The organism is Candidatus Cardinium sp. cByotN1 (genome assembly GCF_022810525.1).
GTDB lineage: Bacteria > Bacteroidota > Bacteroidia > Cytophagales > Amoebophilaceae > Cardinium.
This window is the reverse complement of record NZ_JAACGG010000074.1, coordinates 1-16,387: the sequence shown is the minus strand read 5'-3', so window position 1 is coordinate 16,387 and position 16,387 is coordinate 1. Positions and strand designations below refer to the sequence as shown.

Below are 16,387 nucleotides of genomic sequence, written 5' to 3'. Positions count from 1 at the left end.
CTGCAATGGATGTTGCAGGGTGGATTCTGTTTTTCCAGCTGTAAGGGGTGCTTTGCGCAACTTTTTACCAGGGCTTGATTTTTTGCTTACTTTTTTATCAAGAAAAAAGTAAGATAAAAAGCCTTATAATCAAATAAAAATAATTAAAAATTCCTTAAGTTGAGGCGATTGTCTGTTCCTGACACTGTTAAAAAATGAATTTTTTAAAGCTACTTTTTGCTTGATAAAAAAGTAAGCAAAACATCAAGCTCTATGGCTAAGTGATAGCATTTTACCCAAAGGATTTTATGCCTTAACAAGTGGAGTTGGAGGGAATCGAACCCTCGTCCGAACAAGAAAACCGCAACGCTTTCTACATGCTTAGTCACTGTTTATTGTCGGCGTAACCAAGGTCAGCCACATACCTGATGTTACGCTTATGCGTGGCTATGATTCGCCTTACCATCACGCAACTGGTAACACTAGCCCTATGCATCGATGCCCCTATGCTGATTCCATAGAGCAAAAACCAGCGGGACAAATCCCCCTTAATCTATCGATTAAGCAGCTAGAAGCATTTCTCCTTCTTCTTCTTCCTCTTCTTCGTTTTTACGAGAAGCTCCAGAATTAAAAGTAATACTCCAGAGAGGATTATTGATTACAGCTAAGTTGCCGTTTATGCACTGTGTAAGTTTGATATAAGAGGTAATACTTACAACACCTCGCATGCTTACATTGGATTTAAACTTCCCGTCAATTCCAGTCAACCCCAATCTCTTTTACTTTGATGCCCATAATGGGCTCAAGTATGACTAAATTTAATACTTTTTTATTGGCTCAACAAAAAGTCCTGTTTTTAATTTTTATTAAATATCGATTTATACTCAATAAGTATCAATTTTTTGCATATTTTGGATAAAGAATGTAAATTAATTCAGATATTTATTTTAGCTCAACTCCCTATCTATTTTTGTCATGATATCATTTAAAACTGGTTTTGCTATTGCCATAGCGCTATACATGATTGCAATGAATTATTTGTTGTTTCATTACGTACGAGATAAGTACTTTCGTAAGTAAAAATCAATCTACACCTTAGGCTAATATTTTGGTCCATATTTTAATGTAATCTATTCCATATCTTGATCTATACCCAGGCTATTAGGCCAGGGTTATCTTGTAGCTGCTCCAGCAATGGCGTCAACTTAATATATATATTTAATTGATTACTAGATACAATCATATATAAACACGCCCCTTGTAAAAAGCTGCGATCAGAAAGCTCAGCTTACAGCAGTTTTTTGCACAGGGGTTGATTTTTTGCTTATTTCTTTATCAAGAAAAAAGTAAAATAAAAAAACTTATAATCAAATAAAAAAACAATAAAAATTCCTTAAGTGGACGCCATTGGCCCTTTAGCACAGTGGTAAACATATCTGCAAAAAAACCAAAAACCCTCAACTTACTTTCTATCTTATTTTAATTGGTGCTCAGTTATCTAGTAACATTAAGAAATTTTTTTACCCTGATTTATACACAAGCATATAATAACTCCTAAAATCTAATTTAAAAATTATGATCATTACTAGTACGGAGTGCAACAATCGTTTAACCTTTAATACAAATAATACAAAGTTTGCTTTTAAAGGCCCTTTTGCCTAGATTACTGCCACAAGTAAGCAATTAAGAGGCAATAGGCATAAGCAGCATGAGAAAAGGTTATTTTTATGTTGTAAGCCTCTATTTGACAAGCGATAACATATTATTAGTAATAAAGTGATCAACCCAAAAATGAACTTATCTATCATAACGCCTAAAGGTAGCCTCTTTAATGGGGAAGTTAATAGTATAACATTGCCAGGCGCGCTTGGCCCATTTCAGGTGCTTGCTAATCATGCTTCTGTTTTGAGTAGTTTAATACCAGGGAAAATCACTTATAGAGTAGGCGATCAATCCTCCTCTGTTTCAGTAAAAGGTGGCATTAGCTCAGTAGCTAATAACCAGATTGTAGTCGTTTGTTCGCCTATTGAAAAACAATAATCATGCTCCTGATTTTGAGTAATGGTTAAAAAAATAATATATTTACTAGTAAGATACTTTTGCTATTGGTTCATCTAAGCAAATAGGTAAAGTTTATAGGTAGATTAACCAGGCTTTTTTTAGCCTTTTTGCTCAATTACTTTGGGCATGCAATTATAGCGTAAACATAACTAACCATAAATAGACTGAAAATGCTGCACCATTGCACAAGCATTATACTATCTGAAGTAAACCAGTATATTCAGTTTAAAACAAATGTAAAGGAGCCAGCCATATCCCTAGCAATTTTAGGCAATAGTGCAGAAGGGGGCAAGGCTTCAAGCGGGCTTATCATGAGGCTAGTAGACATTGCTTCAGTAGGCTTATGCAGCGACCCTACGCGATATGTACCGCAAGGTCATGGCTTTGTCTTACGGAAAGCTCCAGAAGCATTTAACCTTTACTTCTTGTTTTCTACCGGTTATAAAGCAGCAGATCTATTAAAAAATTTAGAATTACTTACTTATGTTGCGGTGTTCTTTCAAAATAAATCGCATTTTGATACCTCCAATACCCCTGTTTTACAAGAAATAGGGATTGAAAGTTTTTCTATTGAGTTAGTTAAAATGACTGTATCAGAAAAATATATGCTTTGGAAAAGTTTACATGAGCCCTATACCCCTTCCTTGCTCTATAAGGCAGGTCTGATGTTTATAGCTGATGCTACTATAGATCTAAAAGTAGTTTCAGCATTTTCATCACTTGAAACTTAATCGCCATGGCATTTACAACCAAATTGTTTCGGATAGTTGTTTCAAACAGTTATTACAAGTCTAATGCTATTCAAAACGATTTCAATATTCAGCCCATTCGGTCGACTGCTTGCTGGATGGCAGAACGTAAAGTTCGTATCTTAGATCACCCAGATGGGATAGAGCTCATATGGCTTTCACAAGGCTATGATGATCCGTTAGCCTTGCTTAAAAAAAAGGCAGATGGCATTACCCTCTCCTTTGTGATGACTTTAAAAAATAGCCAAGCATTGAATCTGGCTCAATTAGAGACAGGTTATTCAAACGGGCAAGTTTATTATTTGTATAATGGCCATGCCAGCAACAATCATTTGCTCCATAGCAAAGCTTTTATGAGTGAATCAGATCTGATGAAAATCCAAGATGTACCTCATTATCCCACCGAGCCCGGTTGGAATGTCTTTGCCATGATTGATATAGATCTTACCCATTGCATCCATGCTTTATCTAAGCAAAAAAACAGTCTTTTTGCTCAGCCTGTTACCTATAGAATTAAGATTCAAAATCGCTCCACTTTTTGGAGGTACTATTTAGTCGATACTAAAAAGCGCCTCAGTGGCTCCCTAACCATTCTATCTAATGGAGATGATTCTTATTTTAGCCAGGTGAAGCCTTCCACTAAATTTCGTGATACCTATTGTGCCGAATCTACCATGCCCATGGAGCTTTGTGACCAATACGATCGTTCTTTTTCCCTTTGCGTGTTTGATAAAAACAGTCCAAAAGGTGAAACCATATTATTAGAAAAATTACCCTATCCTACTTATGACTCGCTCAAAAAAGATGGAACTGGTAAAAAAAAACTCTATAGTGATATAGTTGTATATGTTTAGTTTAAACGTAATTTAATTTTTATATAATTAATTAAAATCAAATAAAATGGCTGAAAATTTAAAAACTCCCGGCGTGTACATCGTCGAGAAGGATACAGGTGCCAACGCCGTGGTTCAAGTATCAACTGCAGTTCCTGCTTTTATAGGGTTCACTCAAAGAGCTGAAATTAACGGGAAGTCTTTTCATATGAAACCTGTTCAAATCTCTTCCCTTTCTGAATATGAATTGTTTTTTGGAGGGCCAGCGGTTCCTATCTATACTATTAGAGAAGTATCCGGTGGAAATAAGGATTTGGTTATGAATGGCAAATCTTATGTAATGGAACAAAGCCAAAACTCTACATTTTACCTCTATAATAGTTTAAAACTATTCTTTGATAATGGTGGGGCAGATTGCTTTATTGTCTCTGTTGGTCAATATGGTGATCCAAACGTACAGTTAGAGATTACACCAGATCTATTTAAACAAGGAATAGATACACTAGCTGGAGAAGAAGTGCCAACCATGTTGTTAATGCCTGATTCCCTCTTATTAGATGAAGAAGATGCCTCTTACTATGCTGTACAGACCTATGCACTGGCGCATTGTGGTAAGTATCTAAACAAAGTCGCATTATTCGATATATGGGGTGGCAACAACGAACTATCTCTTGAAGATAAGAACAAATATGTAAATAGATTTCGTGAATATATTGGATTAGATAACTTGAGTTATGGTGCTGCCTATTATCCATGGGTTAAAACCAACATTATTCCATTAAATAGCATTGATTACAGAAACTTTGACTTAGAGTCACTCAAATGTGTATTGCAAGAAGATCATAAAGCCATGCTTTCTAATTTAATCACTGCTACTACAGAGAAAGAGAAAGTTTATTGGGATGCTGGGTTAAAGAATACTAGTAAGGAGTATAAGTTGCTTCGCAAAACGGTTGCCGATCGGTTAAATATCCTTCCAGCAGCTCCCGCTATGGCAGGGCTTTATACCAGAACAGATAAAGCAAGAGGGGTATGGATTGCACCAGCTAACCAAAACCTTAACTCCGTAGTTGCACCAATGGTTAAGATTACCCATGAAGAGCAAGAATCACTTAATGTAGATGGCATTAGTGGTAAATCCATCAATGCCATTCGTACCTTTAAAGGCGCAGGTGCTGCAGTCGTTTGGGGAGCTAGAACATTAGCTGGCAATAGTCCAGAATGGCGGTATATTAACGTGAGAAGGTTGTTTATTCTTATTGAGCAATCTATTAAAAATGCCGCATTTTCTGTTGTCTTTAGGCCCAATGTTCCTGTTACCTGGGCCGTGGTACAAGGTATGATTTCCAACTTCTTAACCAACTTATGGAGACAAGGTGCCTTAGTAGGTGCCAGCCCTGCAGAAGCATTTACCGTTCTGTGTGGATTGGGTGAAACCATGTCTCAAGATGACGTTAATGAAGGTATCATGCGTATTTCAGTAAAAGTATCGGCTCCTAGACCAGCTGAGTTTATTGTAATCACCTTTGAACAAAAAATGGGTGTAGATGGTTAACTAATCCGTCTATAGGGGGCAAATCAATGTTTTGCCCCCTATACTTAAAACTATTGCTTATAAATTTAAAATATTTAAACTCGAATAATCATGGCTGAGAATTTGTTAGTACCTGCTATAGTTCACTTTAATTTAGGCTCTTCAAAGGTCAATATAACTGATTACCATATAGGAGTTGCTGTAGAAAATGGATGCCAGTATGTTAGATCCATTAATGCACAAGGTAAAGCTGTTTATGCGATACATAAGGGGGGGGAAATTAGACAAAAGACTGATATTAAAGTTTCTATACTCAAAACTCCTGATAAAAAGTTTGATGATGAAATTAAAAAGTTAGAGAAAAACTTAAAAACTACTAAGGAAAATGATCCTAAAAAATATGTGGAAGATATCCTTTTTAGTCTTGCCACTAATGATGATAAGCCATTTACACATATACAATTTCAAGGATATGTTAGTGAAATGAGTAGCGAAGTAGACACTGAAACTGGGTTACAGGAAGTAACAGCTGAGCTCACGGTTTATGATCCAGTTAGTTTTGTTATTAAGCAATAGTTTGCTTCACTCATTATTCAGTTCAATATTGAGTTTTTCCGATATTAAGTAATTTAACTAGAATTTCACATATTATGCAAAGCCTAACTTTTGATTATAAGCACTTGAATAAAGCAGGTTTTGATAGTAAAGCCTGTAGTGTTGTAACCGTTACAATGCCTAATCAAAAAACATCTACAAAGGCATCTGTATATGATACATCAACTTCTGCACCACTTTGTCAGAACCAACACAGTGCCCAAGAAATAGTAACTTTCACTGTAGAGTTTGTACCGTTTATAGTAGGCAAACAGTTGCTAGTAAAAGCATATAGCCTAATAAAGGATGTGCATTCAGATAAGTATATACCAGAACCATTTACCCTTTGTATACATAAAAAAGATGGCTCAATAGATACCAAAACAACTGTAAATGATGTTATTATACAAAAAGTAGAATTATTTTTAAATAGGAAAAATGAAGCTACAGGTGAAATGGGGTATATCCGTATACGCTTTACTTTACAAGGGTTGAATCCAGATAAAAAGTAATCGAATTATGTCTTTAAGCTTCTTCTAATCTTTATGGCTGATTTTACTTTAGTCTATTCCCATTCTTTTCAAGTAGAAATATTGGGTGTAACAGATGGTAGTTCTCCGGAATATTTCTATAAGGTTGAAGGATTAAGTGCTGCTTTAAAGATGGAGGCCTTGCTACCTGGTGGGTCTAATAGGCCTTATTATAAATCGAATGCATGTGAAGCTACTGATTTAATCTTAACCAGACCCTTAATAGAAGGCAAAACTAAAATTACGATTTGGTGCGAAGAAGCTATTGATAAGGGCCTTTTTAAACTTACGCAAGCTCATGTTTTAATCCTTAACAAGGAGCGTAAAGTTTTAGCACAATGGACAATAGAGGATGTCTATCCAAAAGCCATAGCCATTACGCCATTTGAATTAAATCGTTCAACAGATCCTGGAGTAGGAGAAACTATTACGATTGGCTATTCTAGGCTAGTACGAACAAAGTAATATCATCTAGTTTAGAAAACTAATTTTATTGATTATGGCTGTTAAAATTAAAGAACTAGTCCTCCAGATTAAAGTTTACGAGACTAATACTAGTAATAAGCAACTAGCAGAGTCTACAGATACTTCATCTAGTTCATTATGCGCTACAGAGCAACAAAAATCAGCATTAGCAAAAGACCTTTTAAACTTATTAGAAGATCAGCAAGCAAGGTAAAGTGATTCATCTATCGTTATGAGTAATGTTAGTAAACTAGTTATTAAAGCATGTAGTGACAATAAATTCTCTTCTTTTATAGGAGAGTTTATTACATCTATTAATCCAGAAAACTTAGCCATTACAAGTAAGGTTTTGTATGATGTTGCTAAACCCATAGCTAATCCTCATCTTGCATACCGTGGACCTGGTCCAAAAGAGCTTTCTTTTAGTCTTTTATTTGATAATACGGGCATTATACCTGGTAGCAATACCATTGCTGTTATGGAGCAAATCAAGCAATTGCAAGATGTTGCCTATAATGTGCACAAAACCAATAATGCCCCGAATTATATTCGTATTATCTGGGGACAGATTGATTTTAAAGGTAGGTTGTCTGATTTAGACATAGTCTATTCTATGTGGCAAGTAGATGGCACGCTTGTTAGAGCAGAGGCACGTATAGTTGTCTTAGAAGAGGTTGTTTTTTTAGGAAAAGGCAAATCGGCTGCTGGTGTAGATAGTAACTATACAAAGCCATCTGGTGCTCATGCAACCTCTATGCAAAGGAGCCAGACTGGTCAAACTTCACCTATTAAAGGAGATCATCTACCACCATCTCAGGAAAGCTTTGCACCGACACCTGATGGTATGAATGGTCCTTACAGTGGTGCACCAGCTGGTGCTTACGATGGATCCCCTGATCAGGTTTATCATGGATCTAATGATGTTGGCCCTGTTTATGCTTCTTCCAGTGTTGGTAAGGCTGATCCTACTAAACCCACTTCTAGTCTCGAGGCTACTAGTCCTACTGCTTCCAGTACAGGTGCCGCTGGTTCTGCTTCTAGTACTGCTATGGATCATGCTGGTACCTCATCAAAAGGGGGTGTTGCAGGTAATGGCCCTGGTGGGAGTGGTGGTGGCATTGGTGGAGGTGGTCATGAGCCAGGTACCAGTCCAGCTAAGTCTGGTAGAAATACAGCTGCTTCTCCACCACCTACGGCTCCAAGTAAAGCTAGACCAGCTGGTCCAGCCCCCAAAGGGGCAGGTAGCGCTTCTAAAATGGGCAAGCTAGTAGCTGCTAGTTCCGGTATAGCTGGCGGTGCTGCAATGGCAGCTACCGTAGCTGGAGCCAATAGTTTGCGTAGTCTAAAAGACAAAGCTACTGGATTGAATTTCTTGAGAAGAATCAAGAATTTTGTTAAAAAAGTAGCCCCTAGGGTCTATGATGCTGGAAAAAAAGTAGGTGGTCATCTAAAGGGGTAGTGGTTCCTAATCGTTACTTTTAAGTATTAACAAGCATATCAATCATCATATCCTTGGCTTAGCAGCATAGCCCATATCTTTGAATGATTAGGGGAGACCCTTGAATATTTTTTATTACAACGGCTTGATATTGTTATTTTTCGGGACTATTTGTTCTAAACTTAGCCAATTCTTTTATTTTAATTCCTTATGGCAAATGTTGTGGCAATTGTAGGGCGATCTAATGTAGGTAAGTCTACCTTTTTTAATAGATTGATTGAAGCAAAAAAAGCCATTATGGATGGGTCTGTTCATACTACCCGTGATCGGCATTATGGTTATGCACAGTGGGGAAACCGTTCTTTTACCGTTATTGACACGGGAGGGTATATGGTTGGTACCGATCATACCTTTGCCCATGGTATTCGTGAACAGATTCAACTTGCACTAGGTGAAGCCAATTTGATACTCTTTATGGTGGATTGTATGGAAGGCCTCACCGATCTAGATAAAGAATTTGCGCATTTATTACGAAAAATCAATAAGCCTGTTTTTTTAGTAGCCAATAAATCAGAAAGTTTAATGACCACCATGGTGGCACCTAGTTTCTATGCTTTAGGACTTGGCGATCCATTTCCTATAGCTGCTATCAATGGCTCCGGCACAGGCGACTTGCTGGATGCTTTATTGCCTTATCTTAAAGAAGCACCCACTCCAGAAGCCGATCAAGAGCCAGAACAACTCCCTAGATTAACTATTTTGGGTCGTCCAAATGTAGGCAAATCCTCTTTTTTAAATCTTTTATTAGATGAAAAAAGAAGTATGGTAAGTCCCTTATCTGGTACCACTAGAGATGCGATAGATACCCTATATAATCGTTATAACAAAAAGTTTATTCTTACCGATACAGCAGGCATACGAAAAAAATCTAAGGTACGGGAGGCTATTGAATTCTACTCCGTATTGCGTGCGGTAAGGGCCATGCAAGAGGCTGATATCTGTTTGATCATGATAGATGCCCAACATGGCATAGAAGCACAGGATATTTCGCTTATCGCATTAGCACACCGCTATAAAAAAGGGATAGTCTTAATCGTCAATAAATGGGATTTGATCGACAAAGAGGTTACAACTGCCGACAGCTATAGAAGACACCTACTACGCAAGCTAGCCCCTTTAGATTATCTGCCGATTTTATTTGTTTCAACGGTAAAAAAACAACGTGTCTACCAAGCTATTGAAAAAGCACTGGCTGTTTATCAAAATAAAATAAAAAAGATTCCAACTTCTGAGTTAAATAAATGCATCTTGCCGATTATTGAAAAGAACCATCCTCCTGCTGTAAAGGGCAAGTATATTCAAATTAAATATTGTACTCAGGTTACTGCTCACGCCCCTACATTTGCGTTCTTTTGCAACCATCCAGCCTATATTCAACCTAATTACAAAAGCTATTTGGTCAATCAAATCAGGGCCCATTTTGATTTTGAAGGTGTACCCGTTCAAGTGGTATTTAAGAAAAAGTAGTCTCCCTCTGATGGATATTTTTATCTATGTCCAGCTTTAATCACGTACTAATTTGAATAATGTTACCAAGTTGTAGTATATCTAATAATTAATTGATTTAGAGTATATAAAATTGTATAGAATCTGACAAATAAGGTCACTTTTACCTTACTTGTTTCTTTTTTTTGCGTGTGCTGCCATAGGGCTGAATGAATACAACACTCACAAATAATCATAATAAATTTATGCATAAAAATAAGTACGTTTATATTGTTTATCTCATACTTCCATTTTTTTTCTTTTCATGTAGCCAATTAGGACTTAGATATGATACAAAAAATCCAAACCTGCTAAAGGCATCATCTACAACAAAAAAGAAAAAAACTTCCTCCAAAGACAGTCCCCCTAAGTTGTTTGCACAAGATGATACACTAATAAAGGCAGTACGTGGGAATCGTTTCAACGAGGTTGAATTTATTCTAAATTTCGCACAGGATTTAATCGATGACCCGCGCAAAAGACCTCCTGAATTATCTAAAGAATCAATTTTAAATTCTATTAACAATCCGGATAAAGATGGTTATACTATTTTGCATTATGCATTAGATTGTGATGCTTCAATATGTTACCAAATGTTGGCGTTGCTGTTAGAGTGTGAGCTTGTCGATATAAAGGCAGCAGATTGTGAAGGTAGGACGATCCTTCATTGGGCAGTGTCCAGTGGTAATCTACAAGTTGTAGACCTCATATTAAAATTTGCTGAATCGAGATTCTTATCTAAAAACTATTTACCTCAAGACCATAAAGATTTTATAAACATGAAAACCAAGATAGCTCAAGATGGTTCAGGAGGCTGTTCTGCTATATACTGGGCGATTAGTCCAATCTCTTTACCAACAGATAAGCCTGAGTCTAGTCTAGAAATATTTAAATTGCTATTAGATATATCGGAAATTAATGGAACAGATAATCAAGGATATACGCTTGGACATTGGGCAGTTGTTCAAGGTCGTAATGATATATTCAAGCTACTTATTAAATATGGCGCTGATCTAAGTATACAGGATAAAAAAGGTCGTACCGTTTTCCATCTTGCCATAGAAACAATAAAAGATACCATGCATAGTAACTTAGACCTGGCAAACCACTTAATAGATCAGGAAGATAGCATACTCGACCAATTAGTAAGCCTACCTCCATACAGGCAAGAGTGGGATAAAAAAGATCATAACGGATATAGCCCCTTAGCACTACTATCAGATAAGCTTAAATTGACTTTAGAAAATATTAAAGATTGGAAACAAGAGAAAAATAAAAAAATCCAAACTAATAAAAGACCTCATATTGAGAGCACTGAAGTGGAAAATTGTCTACGTTTGAATAAAAAAAAACGTGGTTCCTAGGGCTATTTGAATAATATTCCAACTTATAGTATACTTATAGCTACACTAGTTTAGAGTTGATAGTGCTATGTCGTATCCATTGACTACTGTGGCAGAAAAACGTAAACAAAGTAACTACAATAAATTTATGCATAAAAATAAATATGTTTATGTTGTCTATCTCATACTTCTATTTTTTTTCTTTTCATGTGGCCAATTGGGTGTTAAAATCTCTTCCCAAGAGGGAAAAAAATTAGCAACATCTAGAGGGAAAAACATAAAGTCTGGCCCAGGGGTAAATGCTCCTAATGGGTTTCTAAATAAGAAAAAACTGATAGAAGACATATCTGACTGTAATGTACCAAAGGTTCAAATTAAACTAAATATAATAAAGGATCTAATCAATAAAGGACTGAACAATAAATCTCTTGAAGTATCGTTAGCATCACTTTTACGTACTATCAATGAGCAGGATGAGAAAGGTTATACGCTTTTTCATCATACATTAAAGTCTGATGAAGCGCGGCTAGCATCACTTTTACGTACTATGAATGAGCAGTGTAAGAAGAGTTATACGCTTTTTCATCATACATTAAAGTCTGATGAAGCGCGGCTAGCATCACTTTTACGTAGTATCAATGAGCAGGATAAGGATGGTTATACGCTTTTTCATCATACATTAAAGTCTGATGAAGCGCGGCTAGTATCAATTTTACGTACTATTAATGAGCAGGATAAGAAGGGTTATACGCTTGTTCAGTATACATTAAAGTCTGATACAGTAAATCCTGATACAGTAAATCCTGATACAGTAAAGACATCTTTTTTTTTACATCTACCCATGTTGGAGTTGCTGTTAAGTTATAAGTTTATCGATATAAAGGCAGCAGATTCTGGAGGTAAGACGATCCTTCATTGGGCAGTGTCCAGTGGTAATCTACAAGTTGTAGACCTCATATTAAAATTTGCTAAATCGAGATTCTTACCTCAAGACTATCAAGCCTATAAAGATTTTATAAACATGAAAACCAAGATAGCTCAAGATGGTTCAGGAGGCTGTTCTGCTATATACTGGGCGATTAGTCCAATCTCTTTACCAACAGATAAGCTTGAGTCTAGTCTAGAAATATTTAAATTGCTATTAGATATATCGGAAATTAATGGAACAGATAATCAAGGATATACGCTTGGCCATTGGGCGGTTGTTCAAGGTCGTAATGATATATTCAAGCTACTTATTAAATATGGCGCTGACTTTAGTATACAGGATAAAAAAGGTCGTACCGTTTTCCATCTTGCCATAGAAACAATAAAAGATACCATGCATAGTAACTTAGACCTGGCAAACCACTTAATAGATCAGGAAGATAGCATACTTGACCAATTAGTAAGCCTACCTCCATACAGGCAAGAGTGGGATAAAAAAGATCATAACGGATATAGCCCCTTAGCACTACTATCAGATGAGCTTGAATTGACTTTAGAAGATATTAAAGATTGGAAACAAGAGAAAAATAAACAAATCCAAACCAATAAAAGACCTCATATTGAGAGCACTGAAGTGGAAAATTGCCTACGTTTCAATAAAAAGAAACGTGGTTCCTAGGGCTATTTGAATAATATTCCAACTTATAGTATATTTATAAGTATTGTACACCATACAGCATTATATATAGACCATGGCAAGAATTTGTGATATAACAGGAAAAAAGCCGATTGTGGGTAACAATGTATCCCATGCAAATAATAAAACCAAAAGATGGTTTTATCCCAATCTGCAAAAAAAGCGTTTTTATATTCCGGAAGAGAATATTTGGATTCCATTGAAGGTTTGCACTTCTATTATCCGTACCATTAATAAGAAAGGCATCCATGCAGTGTTAAAGGAAGCCAAACAAAAGGGTACTTTGTCGAAGAAATACCACTGGTTGGTCTAAATGATAGCCACTAGCAATCTTATAAAAAAGTAGTAAAGTAAAATGGCAAAAAAAAAAGGCGGTAGGGTTCAGGTAATATTAGAGTGTACAGAGCACAAAAATAGTGGAATGGCGGGCATGTCTCGCTACTGTACAGAAAAGAACAGAACCACTACTACGACACGAATGGAATTAAAAAAGTATAATCCTATACTTAAACGTCATACCCTTCATAAGGAAATTAAATAATCATTAACCATTATGGCAAAGAAAGTAGTGGCAACCCTTGCCAAAGGAGATGCCGTTAAATTGACTAAGTTGATTCAAGTAAAAAGATCAACCAAAACCGGGGCTTATACTTTCCGCAGTAGGATTGTTCCCTCTGAAGTAATAAAAGAGATTGTGTCTACTAAGTCATAAAACCCGCCCCTTGTAAAATAGTTGCTATCAGTAGTCTTTTGCACAATGTTTAATTTTTAGGCTTACTTTTTGTTTGATCAAAAACTAGCCCTAAAAATTCCTTTGTACCGCTAGGCTAAACGATAAGTATATTCATTAAGTTGCTTCCTATGGGTATCTTTGATTTTTTTTCTAAGTCAACCAAACCTAAATCAAGTTTAGCAGAAGATCTGTCTAAGACACGTCATTCTTTTTGGACCAAGCTTTCTAAAATTGTTGCTGGCAAGTCTACCGTCGATAGTGCTATACTGGATAAATTGGAGGAATTGCTCATTGGTTCAGATGTTGGCGTAGCTACAACGTTCAAGATCATAGATGCTATAGAGCAGCGTGTAGCAAAAGATAAATACCTGACTACAGATGAACTAGACCAGATTTTACAGTCTGAAACCCAGCAGCTTTTACATGCTACATCTAGTTCGCATCAAGAGGTTGTGGGTAGTGTGTCATCCCTTCAACCCCATATTATACTTGTAGTAGGCGTAAATGGCGTGGGTAAGACTACCACTATTGGCAAATTAGCTGCACAATTTATCAACCAAGGTAAAAAAGTGCTCTTAGGTGCTGCAGATACTTTTCGTGCAGCAGCTGTAGAACAACTTACCATTTGGGGCAATCGTGTAGGGGCAGAAGTAGTAGCAGGAGCCATGCAATCAGACCCTTCTGCAGTGGCCTACGAAGCAGTACAACAAGGTATACGTAACCATGCAGATGTGATTATTATAGATACAGCTGGCCGCTTGCACACCAAAATACATCTTATTAATGAACTGGCTAAAATTAAGCGGACGATTCAAAAGTGTCTTCCAGGTGCACCACAAGAGGTATTATTGGTCTTGGATGGTACCAATGGACAGAATGCTTTTCTTCAAGCAGAGGCTTTCACCACTGCTGTGGAAGTAACTGGAATGGTCGTAACCAAACTAGATGGAACCGCTAAGGGCGGTATGGTGCTGGGTATAGCAGATCAGTTTGCTATTCCAATCAAATATATTGGTGTAGGTGAAAAGGTAGAAGACCTCAGGCCTTTTGATGCCCGTTCATTTATTGCTTCCTTGTTTGAGAAATGGTAAAAAGCCTTTGTTGCTGTTTTGTACGTAGGCTTAGCAGCGCGTGCTAAATCAATACAAAGCTTTTTAGTTGATAGTATCGTACATTTGCTTTATAATCTTATTAAAAATTGCAGATCAAAACAATAACCTTACTAAAAAGTGTTTTATACTGTTTTTGTATAGGCGCTTGTTTTAAATGTAAACCTAAAGAAGAAGAGAAAGGTAAAGCACGCCTTGTTCATAATATAGCTGAGAGTAATAAAGCAAAAACATCGGAACCACACCAATCCCAAAATCAAGATACAAAAGAACCATCTCAAACTGTTTCAGAGGATAGGGATGAGCCTGATAACCTTTCTAAATACCCAGGAGATGATTCAATCCAACCTAAGCAAGGGTTAACTCATGAAAAAACAACGAACCTAGAAAAATCAGATCCAGATGTAGCTATCGAAAAACCAAACCTAAAAAGCTCATCTGCAGCCGATACTCCCCAATCGTCTTTACCAGAAAAACAAAAAAATATCAATCAGTCCACTCACTATTGTGTAGCATTTCATGGGTTGACGGAATCAAAAGATACGTTCTATTATTTTGAACCTAATTTGAGGAAAGCATTGCAAGAAGTAGGTTTGACCAATATAGCTTTTATATACCCAGTAGCCAGAGAGGGTTTTTCAAGTGTTTTCTCACTATACGTTGGCGATATCTTTAAAGAAATAAAAAAACAAGTTGGTGATGCTCCAGTACATCTAATAGGATATAGTCAGGGTGGATTAGTAGCGGGTTATTTAGAAAAGAAGCATGGAGATCAATTAAATATTGTTTCGTCTACTTACATTTCTACTCCATTTCGTGGAGTAGGTGCTATAAAAGCTACTCAATCAGAAGTCAAGAAGTTTAGTCGTAACGCCTGTGAGGCTTTAGAAAAGTTAGCTAAATCTCAAGACCTTGATAGTCAAAAAATTAATAAAACAATGCAAAGAAACCAAAAGCTGTTACGCTGCATAAGTAACTGGTTGATGCGGCCTATTACAAGGGGGGTAAGCGCTTTACAACCAGATAATAATCAAGATCTGGTGAATTACATTCGGAAGGGTTCTCTCAAGATACCTCATTTAATTATTGGCTCCTATGTTTCTTTTGGCGACATATTTGATATTTCCCCACAAGAAGCAAAAACACTAGACTGGGAGTATGCAAAACTTTTGAAAAAAGACCCATTTCTTAGTCCAGCAGACAAGAATAGTATGAAAAATGATACTATGGTCCCATTTCCTAGCCAATTAGCTAGGCGGGGTAGTATTGACGATATTAATCTTGCTGGTATAAAAGATAGTGGTAGTGAGATTCCTGGGCCTACAGGGTGTGAGAATACGACCTATTATGTTTTGCCTAAAACGGCTCATGCTTGGAATCTACCTATTATAGATGGAGATTTATATATACAGAAAAACAGTCTGCCTATATTGGCATCTCCTCAGGTTGCTTCCGTTGTTGCAGCATTTTTATCTAAGCAAATCAGAGCAGCATATTAGATCCTATCTGTTCACCCGATGGGATCAATTTAAGGATTATATCTTCGTTATGGTTTAATTGGTCTAAGTAATATGGCTTGCTTTGAGGTTGCCTGACTCAAATTTTCGTTTCCGTTCACCCAATGGCGTCAACTTAAGATATATATTTAATTGATTACTAGATGCAATGATATATAAAAACGCCCCTTGTAAAAAGCTGCGATCAGAAAGCTCAGCTTATAGATGAAAAGAAAAACAGTTTTGTTTGAAGCCCGCGCAGCGGGCGAGTTCTGTTTTTCCAGCTGTAAGCCGAGCTTTCAGCAGTTTTTTGCAGAGGGCTTGATTTTTTGCTTACTTTTTTATCAAGAAAAA

17 protein-coding genes and 1 other RNA gene are annotated in these 16,387 nt (G+C 36.7%); 17 read left to right on the top strand and 1 reads right to left on the bottom strand.

The genetic code is table 11. The annotated features are described in order from the left end of the window. Window positions 1–297: 297 nt before the first annotated feature. Window positions 298–750, bottom strand: a transfer-messenger RNA (tmRNA) gene (gene ssrA, locus MUW73_RS02165). A gap of 1,005 nt (window positions 751–1,755) precedes the next feature. On the opposite strand from ssrA, the gene MUW73_RS02160 reads away from it, so the two are divergent. From MUW73_RS02160 to MUW73_RS02080, 17 genes are all read left to right on the top strand, one after another. After that, window positions 1,756–2,019, top strand: a complete 264-nt coding sequence (locus MUW73_RS02160; RefSeq protein WP_243575211.1) for a F0F1 ATP synthase subunit epsilon — start codon at window positions 1,756–1,758, stop codon at window positions 2,017–2,019. Between the two features lie 191 nt (window positions 2,020–2,210). Beyond that, the gene (locus MUW73_RS02155; RefSeq protein WP_243018230.1) at window positions 2,211–2,771 is read left to right on the top strand and encodes a Pvc16 family protein; all 561 of its coding nucleotides are present in this window, start codon (window positions 2,211–2,213) and stop codon (window positions 2,769–2,771) included. A gap of 5 nt (window positions 2,772–2,776) precedes the next feature. Next, window positions 2,777–3,643 carry a hypothetical protein gene (locus MUW73_RS02150; RefSeq protein ID WP_243018231.1) on the top strand — a complete coding sequence of 289 codons (867 nt, stop codon included), beginning with the start codon at window positions 2,777–2,779 and terminating at the stop codon, window positions 3,641–3,643. Between the two features lie 46 nt (window positions 3,644–3,689). Further along, window positions 3,690–5,177: a phage tail sheath family protein gene (locus MUW73_RS02145; protein ID WP_243018232.1), complete on the top strand. Its 1,488-nt coding sequence runs from the start codon at window positions 3,690–3,692 to the stop codon at window positions 5,175–5,177. Window positions 5,178–5,267: 90 nt separating this feature from the next. Next, entirely contained in the window at window positions 5,268–5,732 is a 465-nt protein-coding gene (locus tag MUW73_RS02140) for a hypothetical protein (RefSeq protein WP_243018233.1), read from the top strand. Window positions 5,733–5,806: 74 nt separating this feature from the next. After that, window positions 5,807–6,262 carry a hypothetical protein gene (locus MUW73_RS02135; protein ID WP_243018234.1) on the top strand — a complete coding sequence of 152 codons (456 nt, stop codon included), beginning with the start codon at window positions 5,807–5,809 and terminating at the stop codon, window positions 6,260–6,262. Between the two features lie 33 nt (window positions 6,263–6,295). Further along, window positions 6,296–6,745 carry a phage tail protein gene (locus tag MUW73_RS02130; RefSeq protein ID WP_243018235.1) on the top strand — a complete coding sequence of 150 codons (450 nt, stop codon included), beginning with the start codon at window positions 6,296–6,298 and terminating at the stop codon, window positions 6,743–6,745. Between the two features lie 34 nt (window positions 6,746–6,779). After that, window positions 6,780–6,959, top strand: coding sequence for a hypothetical protein (locus MUW73_RS02125; RefSeq protein ID WP_243575210.1), 180 nt, complete (start codon window positions 6,780–6,782; stop codon window positions 6,957–6,959). An 18-nt stretch (window positions 6,960–6,977) separates the two neighbouring features. After that, window positions 6,978–8,204 carry a CIS tube protein gene (locus tag MUW73_RS02120; RefSeq protein WP_243575209.1) on the top strand — a complete coding sequence of 409 codons (1,227 nt, stop codon included), beginning with the start codon at window positions 6,978–6,980 and terminating at the stop codon, window positions 8,202–8,204. Window positions 8,205–8,393: 189 nt separating this feature from the next. Further along, the gene (der, locus tag MUW73_RS02115; protein WP_243018238.1) at window positions 8,394–9,710 is read left to right on the top strand and encodes a ribosome biogenesis GTPase Der; all 1,317 of its coding nucleotides are present in this window, start codon (window positions 8,394–8,396) and stop codon (window positions 9,708–9,710) included. A gap of 224 nt (window positions 9,711–9,934) precedes the next feature. Further along, window positions 9,935–11,092, top strand: a complete 1,158-nt coding sequence (locus tag MUW73_RS02110; protein WP_243018239.1) for an ankyrin repeat domain-containing protein — start codon at window positions 9,935–9,937, stop codon at window positions 11,090–11,092. A gap of 67 nt (window positions 11,093–11,159) precedes the next feature. Continuing rightward, window positions 11,160–12,677, top strand: a complete 1,518-nt coding sequence (locus tag MUW73_RS02105) for an ankyrin repeat domain-containing protein (protein WP_243575208.1) — start codon at window positions 11,160–11,162, stop codon at window positions 12,675–12,677. A 73-nt stretch (window positions 12,678–12,750) separates the two neighbouring features. Continuing rightward, on the top strand, window positions 12,751–13,008 hold the full coding sequence (gene rpmB / locus MUW73_RS02100; protein WP_243018241.1) for a 50S ribosomal protein L28: 258 nt from the start codon (window positions 12,751–12,753) through the stop codon (window positions 13,006–13,008). Window positions 13,009–13,050: 42 nt separating this feature from the next. Then, window positions 13,051–13,236, top strand: coding sequence for a 50S ribosomal protein L33 (rpmG, locus tag MUW73_RS02095; protein ID WP_243018242.1), 186 nt, complete (start codon window positions 13,051–13,053; stop codon window positions 13,234–13,236). A 12-nt stretch (window positions 13,237–13,248) separates the two neighbouring features. Then, window positions 13,249–13,407 (top strand): DUF4295 family protein, encoded by a 159-nt coding sequence (locus MUW73_RS02090; RefSeq protein WP_243018243.1) that lies wholly within the window; start codon window positions 13,249–13,251, stop codon window positions 13,405–13,407. A 149-nt stretch (window positions 13,408–13,556) separates the two neighbouring features. Next, a complete protein-coding gene (gene ftsY, locus MUW73_RS02085; protein WP_243018244.1) occupies window positions 13,557–14,519 on the top strand; it encodes a signal recognition particle-docking protein FtsY in 963 nt (320 codons plus the stop codon). Between the two features lie 107 nt (window positions 14,520–14,626). After that, on the top strand, window positions 14,627–16,036 hold the full coding sequence (locus MUW73_RS02080) for an esterase/lipase family protein (RefSeq protein WP_243575207.1): 1,410 nt from the start codon (window positions 14,627–14,629) through the stop codon (window positions 16,034–16,036). Window positions 16,037–16,387: the final 351 nt, after the last annotated feature.